Origin of the sequence: Proteiniphilum sp. UBA1028 (genome assembly GCF_002316955.1) — a bacterium.
Classification (GTDB): domain Bacteria; phylum Bacteroidota; class Bacteroidia; order Bacteroidales; family Dysgonomonadaceae; genus Proteiniphilum.
Genome location: NZ_DCEN01000060.1, coordinates 2081 through 12076, shown reverse-complemented (window position 1 = coordinate 12076; position 9996 = coordinate 2081). Strand labels below are relative to the sequence as shown.

The window sequence follows — 9996 nt, the reverse complement described above, 5'->3', positions numbered from 1 at the left end:
TACTCCGGATCCTTGTTCAGCCTGCGAAGATCCCAGAACGGAATCATCGTCTGGATATACTCGTTTGCCTTCTCGTCAATAATCTTATTCACCGCCTCTTTGGTCGTCGATGCAGTAGCATCCGCATAAAACTCGGGAAAAATACGTGTCTTACGCACCGTGTTCAACAAGTCCATGGCCGCATTGATATTGCTTGCCCCCCCTTTACGCGCCAGGCACTCGGCCTTGATGTAATACATCTCGGGCGAGGTAATGCCCCCCACGTTCATCATTTCGCCATGGATGCCGAAATACAAATCCTCGTTCGTGCTGGCATAATAGCGTCTCTTCCAGTGAGTACGCAAACGGGCGTCGCCCTCCTCAAAACGTGCTGCGCGATGCAGCGGAATGCCCATGCTTTTGCCGCTGATACCGCTCCAGTCCAAGGCGGAGCCATAACGGAAGATATAATTCTCCGGATTCGTTTTGGCCATCGGCTTGCACTTCGTACTGTAACTCGACGAGGGGAACCCCGGAGCCGGCTCCGCATAGCGGGCTGCGTCGGCTTCGTAATACGCAATCCAGTCGAACAGCGCATCGTTCATGCCCAGTGCCAGGTCCGCATATTTTAATGCGTTTTCGTAATCACTCATCGAAAGATACACCCTGGCAAGCATTCCATATCCTGCCACTTTGGTCGGATGGTGATAGGTTTCTCCCTCAAGGGGAAGATGCTCCAGCGATGCATGCAGGTCGTCAAGAATAAAATCATACAACTCCCCGATCGTTACCTGGGGAGAGGGTGCCTCCACGCTCGAAGAGGTCACCAGGGGAATGGACGGTTTATCCAGCGTGGAAGGACTGTACTGATCCGCATGATAATTGGCCACGTGGAAATAGAACATCGCCCTTAACATGTGCGCCTGCGCCTTGATCATCCGCCGTTGCTCCTCGGTGCATTCCGTCATCTTGTCTGCTTCCTCAATAATGAGATTGGCATAGAACACACCCGAATAGTTGTTCGTATACAAATAGTAATCGTTTGTATTTTCGTCGGCCCGGTTTATCGACTCATCCCAGTTGTAATTTGCGTGCGTCAGCTTTGTATTCAGCTGCGTCGGGCTCCTGTACACGTCGTTCATCAACACATACACCTGTCCCATTTCGCTGTTATACCCATCGAAATACTCGTTTTTCAGGAAGTTGTTAAAGTCGTCCCAGGTAACCGGTATTGCCTGCCCTTTGGGTATTTCGTTCAGATACTCCGTGCAGGATGAAAGCAGCAATGCTACGATCGACAATGCTATTAATCTTGTATAAACCACTATTTTATTCATGTTGTCTCCGCTATTAAAAGTTCAAGTATAATCCCCATACGTAATTGGGCCTGTCGTATGCTCTCAGGTTATATCGTGCTCTGCTGTCGAACGCGATGGTGGAAAGGTTCTCCACATTAAACTGCACTCTTGCGCCCGACAAGGATGCCCTCTTGCACCACTTTTGCGGAACACGGTATGCAAACGAAATATTCCGGATGCGAATGTTCGAAGCATCGTAAATAAACAAATCCGAATAAGCGTAGAGCGTTGTGCGGTAGGAGTTGTACACATCCGTCTGATTCGAGAACAGCAGGCGGGGCACATCGGTCCTGGCTTCGTCGCCCGGGCTTCTCCATCGGTCATTGATGCTCTTGTAGGTACTATTTATCAGCCCGTCGGTCATGCTTATTGTCGGAATATCCGTTCCCCTCAGTTTATGTCCCAGGGCAAACGTGAGCATGGCAGAAAACTCGAAATCCTTGTAACGCAGTCTGTTGGTAAACGTACCGCTTTGTACCGGAATGGAAGTGCCGGCATATACCATCTCCTTGCTTGTATCCACTCTCGAGGACACCGGTTCCCCCTCCACGTTATAAATCTGAGGGTCCCCCTCCGCGTTCAGCCCGGCCCACTTAAACGCATACAATCCATAGAGCGGTTTCCCGATTCTGGCATACGTTGTGGGAAAACTGATCAGCATGTTCGCCGACTCGGTGGTGCTTTGCAGTTTTTTCACTTCGTTCTTATTCAAGGCATACAAGAGCGAGGCGTTCCAGCTGAAATCGCGGCTCTTTATCAGTTCCCCGTTCAGCGCCAGCTCAACCCCCCGGTTAACCATCTCGCCGTTATTCACCAACATGGTGCCGTAGCCAAACCCCTGCGTCGCGCTCAATGGAGTATCTGCAAGCAGGTCCGCGCTATATTTGTTGTAATAATCCACCGATCCCGACAGCCGGTTGCCAAACAATGCAAAATCGACCCCCACGTTCGTCGTGGTCGTTTTCTCCCAGCGAAGGTCCGCATTCGGCGGAGACTGAACAAGGCCTGCCAGCCCGCCAAACTGATAGGAAGTAAAGTAGGTGGCAATCAGATAGGGAGAAGAAGAATTCCCGATATTGCCGCCAATACCGTGCGTGGCCCGCAACTTCAGCATATCAATCCCGTCCACGTCGAAGAAGTTCTCCCGGTCAATGTTCCAGCTCAAGCCGGTAGACCAGATCGGTTTCTTCTGATACTTCGACCCGGTCGCCCACAGATTTGAGCGGTCCCAGCGAAGGCTTCCCGAGAGCACGTACCTCCTGTCGAACGTATAGGAAGCGTTGGAGTACAACGACACAAAACGATCCAGGTCCTCCCGCATATAGCGGCTGTTGTCCGGATTAAACGGAGCATAGCCCAGTATCCCGTAGAAGTAGCTCGACAGATCCTGCTCGTTGTACGTGCCCCAGGTCAATGTTTGCGGGTCATACCCATAAAACGTGTTCGCCTGATGTTTCAGCAGTCTGTGCCGAATCTCCTGTCCCCCAATCCAGGCAAGCTCGTGCTTATCGCCGAACGACCTGTTCAGGTTCAGCTGATGGCGGAACACGTAGGCCGACGCTTCGTTATTCTCGGTTGCGAAACTATCCCCGTTTGGCAAATTATAGGTCAGCGCACCCGGTGTACCCGTAACAAAGTTATTCACGAAAGAGCGCATGCTCTGAGATTGAATCTCCTTAAAGTACTCCCCTTTATGTTCCGAGCGCTCGTTCTGGAACATGATGTTGTAATTCAGCCAGGAAGTGAGATCCATTTTAAGGTTGGCATAGGTACGCGTCTCGAACGACGTTGTTTCGGTCAGGTTATAATTCAACTCATCCATTGGCGTGATGGTCTCGTCATACAAGCCATACTCCTCAATAAGGTCGTTCCTGTTCGACGTATTTTGCGTGATTGCCGGCACGTGGCTCCCGTCCGGCGCTACCAGCGCGTCGTACGGCATGATCGAGAATCCCGGGTTGTACATGTTGTACGACTGGCCATTTTCCTTTCCGTGTTTGATATACACCCCCAGGTCGAACGTCAGCCAGTCGGTCACCTTCATGGAATTTGTAATGTTGATTCCCAGCTTCGAATCCTTCGAGTTCACGTCGGCATACTTGTTGTTCCAGTAGGAAGTGGAGAAGTTAAACGAATTCCTGTCGCTCGCCTTTGCCACCCGCAGGTTATACTGCTGGTACAAAGGATTGCGTTTCGCATACTCCGCCACCTGGTCGTAATACTGATATCCCAGTCCGGCCAGGTTGTCGAGCATCCTGTTTCCTTCGTCCATCCCCACTTTTTGGGTATACATATCCAGTAACAGGTCAACCCCTTTGGAGTATTTCCCCCCGTCTCTGATGCGGGCAGCCACTTGCGATGCCACTTCGCCCCCCTGGAGCAGGTTCGAGGTCTTCACCCAATCGCGCTGCATCTCGATCACGTCGGCCGCGTTCGTCAAATTCCCCACATAGTAGGCATAGGGCTGAACCGTCAACGTGGACGAAAAGTTAATATCCGTTTTCCCCTGTTTCGCCTTCTTCGTGGTAATCACGATCACCCCGTTTGCCGCCCGCGCACCGTAGATCGATGCCGCCGCCGCATCTTTCAGTATCGTGATGCTCTCAATATCCTCCGGATTCATCTCCGGCATATTCTCCTTCAGTTCCCCCGACCGGTTAATGCTCGAATTCTCCACCGGGAAACCATCGATCACCACCAGGGGAGACGTCGGAGAGTTCATGCTGGTCACACCCCGAATGTAGCCATCCACATATCCGGCAAACTGTCCTTCCAGGACAGCACCCAGATTATCAATACGCTTAATCTCCAGGTCCCTCGAGTCCACCTTGGCAAAAGCTCCGGTCGACCTCTCCTTCGGCAAGGTCTGGTACCCCGTCACAACGAGCTCCGCCAGCATCTTGGCCGACTCTTTCAGTGTCACGTTCATCACCTCCTTTTGTGCGGCCGACAGCGTCACGGTCTCCATCCCGATAAACGAAAACTCCAAAAAAGAATTCTCCTCGGGAACCACAATCGTAAAATTTCCATCCACATCGGTCACGGTGCCTGTCTGAGAGCCCGCCACATACACGGCAGCGCCCGGAAGCGGTTGATTCATCTCGTCCGTCACCTTCCCGGTTATCTCCTTTTGCTTTCTGGGTTTGCCCTGTACCTTCCCGGGCAACACCGTGATGTACTTACCCTCAATCTTGTAGGTAAGCGGCGTTCCCTTCAGCAAAAGAGGCATCATTTCCCCCGCTGTTTTATTTTTTTCCGAAACCGTCACGTTGAAGCCCTGCACATCTTCATACGTGAAAAGAACCTTGTAGTCCGACGCCCTCTGCAGCTTGATCAGCGCCGACGATAATGGTTCCTGCTTACACTCGATCGAAATTTTTCTTTCGGTTTGCGCCGACAACGAAAAATTGATCCCCAAAAACGCTATCAGTAAGTAAATCCAGTGAACCCCACTTACTTCAGAATTGAATAATTTGCTCATGTTTTGTTTCGATAAGATTGTATTGTATACCGTAAAATAATAAAAAACGTGCTACACACGAAATAATACACGAATTCGTAACAGGAATGGGTACCCTGTTAACAGATATTAACCTCGTGCGGCACAACGAATGCTACTGGATGACAATTCGATTATCGACGAAGGAAGCGCGAACTTTTTGCAGCCTGTTCAGGTTATCCAAAACATGCTGCAGGCCCGCATTTCTATCCGCCACAAAATGCAGATGATATTTTGAAATTGAAGGATTCACAAAGGAGATATCCACGTTATACCAACGTCCGATATCTTTCACAATGTCGCCAAGCGCCACATTATTAAAATAAAAATACCCCTCTTTCCACTGGGTAATTCCATAGGTATCCACCTCTTCCAGCACAAAACCACCCTCCGGGTTTAGACAGACATCCTGTCCCGGCTTCAAGTAGACTCCCTCGTTTGTAGAAAGATGATTCACCCGCACACTCCCCTCCACTAATGTAATATGCTGAGGATTGCCCGAGTAGGACTTCACATTAAACTGCGTTCCCAGCACGTGCGTCCGCAGCTCCCCCGTATTCACCACAAACGGTCGTTTTTCATCCCTGCTCACCTTAAAGTAAGCCTCCCCCTCCAGGAAAACCACCCGCTCGCTGTTCCTGAATTGCGAAGGATAGTACAACCTGCTCTCGGCATTGAGCCAAACCTCCGTGCCATCGGCCAGCACCACCTTGAAGCTCTTCCCCCTTGGTATCGTCAAAGTCTGCATTTCCTCCTTCGTGGTATGCCGTAAGTCGATGCTGTTTTCGTCCACCTCGATGCCCCCCATTGCCAGGATGCTATCAGACTCCACACCCCCTATCCTATGCACCACTCCACTCTCCGACGACAGCGTAATCCCCTCAACGTTGTCGATCGCCTCAAAAACAACCGTCTCCCCGTTTGCAACCCCCTCTTCCGCCGGCACCTGAAACAACCGGATATTCAGCAAAAGGACCACCATGGCACAGGCAGCCACGCCGGCCCCGAAGCTCCAGAGAAAAACCGGCCCTCTTTTTCTCTCCGCCGTTATTTTTCTGTTCGCAAACCGGACCCATTCCTTCTCCACCTCCGGAGCAGGGAACTTCTGCCGGGCAAACACCTCTGCGCTCATTCTCAGCAAGTCAGCGCTATCCGCGATCTCCTCCTCAAGCTTCTCCATATTTTGATTCAGATCATCCATATACTATTGTTCTCGTATATACAACACGTTTACCCCCCCATTTCGGGTACATAAAAGCTCATAAAAATTCATCGCGTAACATTTTTAAAGCTTTCATAATATGTTTTTTCACACCATCGGTCGTAATCTCCAGCACCTCGGCCACCTCCCTGTACTTCTTGTTGTTAAAGAAGCACTCCTCCAGCACAAACCGTGTTCTTGATGGCATACGTTCAATCACCCCGGCAACCCTCTCCAACCGTTCATCCATCTCCGTATTCGGAAAAAAGGCATGCCCCTCCGCTGCTTTTAGTTGAATCTCTCTATATTTGTCCTCGATGGCCTGGCGCCTGAGATAATCAATGCACCTGTTGCCCACGCTCGAGTAGAGGTAGGGCGTCAGCTCCCCCTTCACGGCCAGCCTGTCGTAATCATCCCAGGCCGACTCAAACACATCGCCCACAATATCCCTACAAGTCTCGCTGTCACGAACATAAGAGAGGGCATAATAATAAAGCCGGGAATAATTTTCCGTGAAAATTTTCCCGAACTCATTTTCTTTACTTTTCTTCCCTCTCACCATGGATGACACGCAATACCAATTTGCAGAACAAAATTACCTAAAATAATCGAGATTGCATGCTTAACGCTATGTCCCGGTTAAGTTAGTAATTCCAATAGATAAAAAAACTGCACGAGTCCTGCTCGTTTTCATTAAATTATCCTACATTTGCAAACGATATGTGGTTAGTTAGTAAAACCTTCCCATGATTAAAACGAGAAAAGAGGCTAGAAGATAAAACGGCAACACAACGTAAACAAAAAACGAATATCATGAAAAATAAATGCTCCTGGATCTTTATGGTTTTACTCCTTGTGATAGGCGGGCTTACCTTCATTGGATGCAGCAACGACAACGAAGAAGAAGATAATCTAGGAGCTTCCCGGCCAAACCCCAACATGTTAACCGATTTGTCACAGCCCGGTGCCTTTATAAATTGGACCTTGTGGGAGAGTCACTCGTTATTTGGTTATACCATGAAAATAGAGTTCACCTCTAAGGAGTGCACTTACACACTTCAAAGAAATGGGACAGTCGAAACCAGCGCTAAATATTCACACAGCTTCAACTATCCCACCGTTACCCTTACATCCATTAATGAGGATAAAGAGGTAATCACCGGAACAATTGCCAGCTATCCATTTAAAGCCGACGACATCACGTTTAAGAACTCCAAAAATGAAACCGTCTGGATGCAGATGACACGAAAGAAATAGCTTCACTTATGAATCAAACGCAAGCATAACCGAATACTTACCATGTTAAAATGGCAGATAAAATTGCCACGATAGAATCTTATGTCTATTTTTGAAACTCATAAAAAAATGTTACCTTTGCAGTCCATAAAATGAGCGAGTTAGAGAATAAGTCTGAGATAAACTATGATTCAGCAAGATTACTTCACGATAAGGCACATTATCCATCTGTAGCACATTGTTCGTACTACAGCTGTTATCAGTTATTCAGACATATCTGGTTCTATAAGATGGGTAAAACTGACTCAGACTTAAAATTTATTACTGATCATTCAAAAAATAAAAGAGCTGAAAGAAAAGGATCCCACGATATCCTCATAAATGAGATTCAACTGTACATTAAAGGGAACAATTCAAGCGATTTCCGTGTTATTAATTCAAATATAATGCAGCTTAAAAGATTGAGAAGTTCCGCTGATTATGATGATAAAGCATTTCTATACAGCGAAAGCTTAAACTCTATACAGCTATCAAACACTTTAAGATCGGTACTAAAAAAGTATTTACGCAAATGACACCTAACGAATTTATCATTTCAAAATTACAATCCTTTATTCACGATTTCCCTGAAACCCGCGTTCGGTACGAACATGATAAACTTTCAGATACACATTTTGTGGAAGTCGTGCCTAATGAAGTATATTATTTGAGTGAAAGATATATCGCGTGGGAGAGTAAAATGTTTGATGAGTTTGTAGATCAATTTCCACACGAAAATATTGGTTTCATATCGGATGATGCCCTTGTTGGATTAGAGAATATTGACTTTGAACTAAAGGGACTTCATTTTGACATGCCTTGTATCTCATCCACAAAAAGTATTATAATTGAAGAGACGAATTTAGAAATATCAAGTTTTGTAAATTCAGTAACTATCCATGACATCACCATTTCAACCGATATCAATCATCACTTTAGTAACAATCCAATAAATGGACTCACTGATATTGGGCAATTTACAAATTTGCCAAAAGCATCTTAGAAATGGGAAATGATAACAAAGATATGGAATCCGGCTTCAGGATACATAATATCCTTTTACTGGAGAGCGATTTTAAAAGGGTACCGAATGTTGTATTTGACGACCCTTCAATCACACATGACATTCGAATTGAAGGGGAAGTAACTGTAAATGCAGAAAAAAACATCGTATCTGTCATACAAACGCTCCATTTCTCTCAAATCTTAAACGAAGAAAAACAAATATCAGCTACCATTAAAATGATTGGTGTATTCGAAAAAACTGGGGAATCGGTAATCGATCTTGAAAATTTTGGTAACGTAAATGGTGCTGCTATTATATATCCCTATATTAGAGAACATCTGACCAGCCTGTCAGTAAAAGCAGGAGTTGGCATTATCCTGTTACCGCCGGCGAACTTTACCGCTTACAATAAATAGCTTCAACTCCTCCATCATTGCCGGGCGGGCGCATACTTATAATACTACCTCAGCGCCAAATGACAATTTTGTAGAAACCCAAACAGGAGCATCTGGCAGAAATCGATTTTGTACTTCAAATCAATGACTCCGTAATACCTGTTGCAACTCCACTATTCTCCCAATGAAGCAATAGAAATCACGTTGACACCATCTGGCCGTGTATAACTCATTCCAGTACCTGTGATGATGTTTAAAGAAGTCGGACCCGATGATTTATCCTTATCAACCACTTCGTTTAATTTCAACAAATTGCTGGCTGCCTCATCATGCATCCCCACACCCAATTTCACTTCAAAAGCAGCCCAAGCACCGCTATTTTGCCTGACTATGGCATCAATTTCCAAACCGGCTGAGTCGCGATAATGTGAGACTTCTGCATCATTGGCCCTTGCGTACATTTTTAAATCATGATAAACGAGCGATTCAAACAAGAACCCACAATATTTCAGATCTTTCAATAGCGCCTCTTTGGTTAATCTAAGCGCGGCTATAGCCAGGGAGACATCACAAAAATGCCGCTTTGGAGATTTCCGCAACGAATTTGCAGATCGTATATGCAGATTAAATGCGGGTTGTTCTTCAAAAATCATCAATCGTGACAATGTATCCAGATAATCAATGATCGTCGGCCGTGATAAATCAGCATCTTCCACTGTTTTCATATCTTTAGCCAACGTGGTATTATCCACCAATGTAGACACATTTCGTGCGATTGAGCGAAGCAGCATTCGTACTTTCCCCGGGTCTCTTCTCTTGTTTGAAACCCTGCTCATATCGATATCTGCCAACAAATCCACATACCCCCTGTTCAATAACAGGGCCTCTTCGAGAGGAACACCAATGAGGGCGGGCCAGCCTCCCTTCATCATTCTTTCAATGATTACTTCAAGGGAAATTTCATTCTGCGAAAAAGAGATACGATCTCCACGCAATAATCCTGACATACTCACCGCTCCCGTCGAATAACCCATCTCCCGCCACGACATTGTCTGCATTTCTACGATTGTAAAACGCCCCGATCCGCTATGCAGTCTTCCCTCTTCGTCGGGATTTGCCGACCCGGTGAGAATAAATTGTCCTTTTTGCTTTCTGTCGTCTACTTCATGACGCACATAATTCCATAATTTCGGTTGTTCCTGCCATTCATCCAGTAAGCGAGGAGTTTCTCCCACCAATAGCATTTTGGGATCAATCGACATGATTACAGGCACCTGTTCATC

The 9996-nt window shown here is 46.8% G+C and carries 8 protein-coding genes; 3 read left to right on the top strand and 5 right to left on the bottom strand.

Annotated features, from left to right (window positions below; all coding sequences use genetic code 11):
* From B3Z75_RS10755 to B3Z75_RS10740, 4 genes are all read right to left on the bottom strand, one after another.
* The coding region (locus B3Z75_RS10755) for a RagB/SusD family nutrient uptake outer membrane protein (protein ID WP_294071449.1) at window positions 1-1316 on the bottom strand (1316 nt) is incomplete at its 3' end.
* A 13-nt stretch (window positions 1317-1329) separates the two neighbouring features.
* Window positions 1330-4818: a SusC/RagA family TonB-linked outer membrane protein gene (locus B3Z75_RS10750; RefSeq protein WP_294071445.1), complete on the bottom strand. Its 3489-nt coding sequence runs from the start codon at window positions 4816-4818 to the stop codon at window positions 1330-1332.
* Window positions 4819-4951: 133 nt separating this feature from the next.
* On the bottom strand, window positions 4952-6037 hold the full coding sequence (locus B3Z75_RS10745) for a FecR family protein (protein ID WP_294071442.1): 1086 nt from the start codon (window positions 6035-6037) through the stop codon (window positions 4952-4954).
* A gap of 58 nt (window positions 6038-6095) precedes the next feature.
* Entirely contained in the window at window positions 6096-6599 is a 504-nt protein-coding gene (locus B3Z75_RS10740; RefSeq protein ID WP_294071451.1) for an RNA polymerase sigma-70 factor, read from the bottom strand.
* 251 nt (window positions 6600-6850) lie between these two features.
* Here B3Z75_RS10740 and B3Z75_RS10735 point away from each other — a divergent pair, with 251 nt between their 5' ends.
* From B3Z75_RS10735 to B3Z75_RS10725, 3 genes are all read left to right on the top strand, one after another.
* Window positions 6851-7294 carry a hypothetical protein gene (locus tag B3Z75_RS10735; RefSeq protein WP_294071439.1) on the top strand — a complete coding sequence of 148 codons (444 nt, stop codon included), beginning with the start codon at window positions 6851-6853 and terminating at the stop codon, window positions 7292-7294.
* A 550-nt stretch (window positions 7295-7844) separates the two neighbouring features.
* On the top strand, window positions 7845-8315 hold the full coding sequence (locus B3Z75_RS10730) for a hypothetical protein (protein WP_294071436.1): 471 nt from the start codon (window positions 7845-7847) through the stop codon (window positions 8313-8315).
* Between the two features lie 2 nt (window positions 8316-8317).
* Window positions 8318-8734: a protein-export chaperone SecB gene (locus B3Z75_RS10725; protein WP_294071433.1), complete on the top strand. Its 417-nt coding sequence runs from the start codon at window positions 8318-8320 to the stop codon at window positions 8732-8734.
* Between the two features lie 152 nt (window positions 8735-8886).
* Here the strand turns inward: B3Z75_RS10725 and B3Z75_RS10720 are convergent.
* Window positions 8887-9996: ATP-binding protein (locus tag B3Z75_RS10720; protein ID WP_294071430.1), on the bottom strand; the 1110-nt coding region annotated here is incomplete at its 5' end.

What these genes read in the sequence shown, in the direction of transcription:
- B3Z75_RS10750 (WP_294071445.1), bottom strand. Translation starts at nt 4,818, where the DNA reads ATGAGCAAATTATTCAATTCTGAAGTAAGTGGGGTTCACTGGATTTAC.
- B3Z75_RS10745 (WP_294071442.1), bottom strand. Translation starts at nt 6,037, where the DNA reads ATGGATGATCTGAATCAAAATATGGAGAAGCTTGAGGAGGAGATCGCG.
- B3Z75_RS10740 (WP_294071451.1), bottom strand. Translation starts at nt 6,599, where the DNA reads ATGGTGAGAGGGAAGAAAAGTAAAGAAAATGAGTTCGGGAAAATTTTC.
- B3Z75_RS10735 (WP_294071439.1), top strand. Translation starts at nt 6,851, where the DNA reads ATGAAAAATAAATGCTCCTGGATCTTTATGGTTTTACTCCTTGTGATA.
- B3Z75_RS10730 (WP_294071436.1), top strand. Translation starts at nt 7,845, where the DNA reads ATGACACCTAACGAATTTATCATTTCAAAATTACAATCCTTTATTCAC.
- B3Z75_RS10725 (WP_294071433.1), top strand. Translation starts at nt 8,318, where the DNA reads ATGGGAAATGATAACAAAGATATGGAATCCGGCTTCAGGATACATAAT.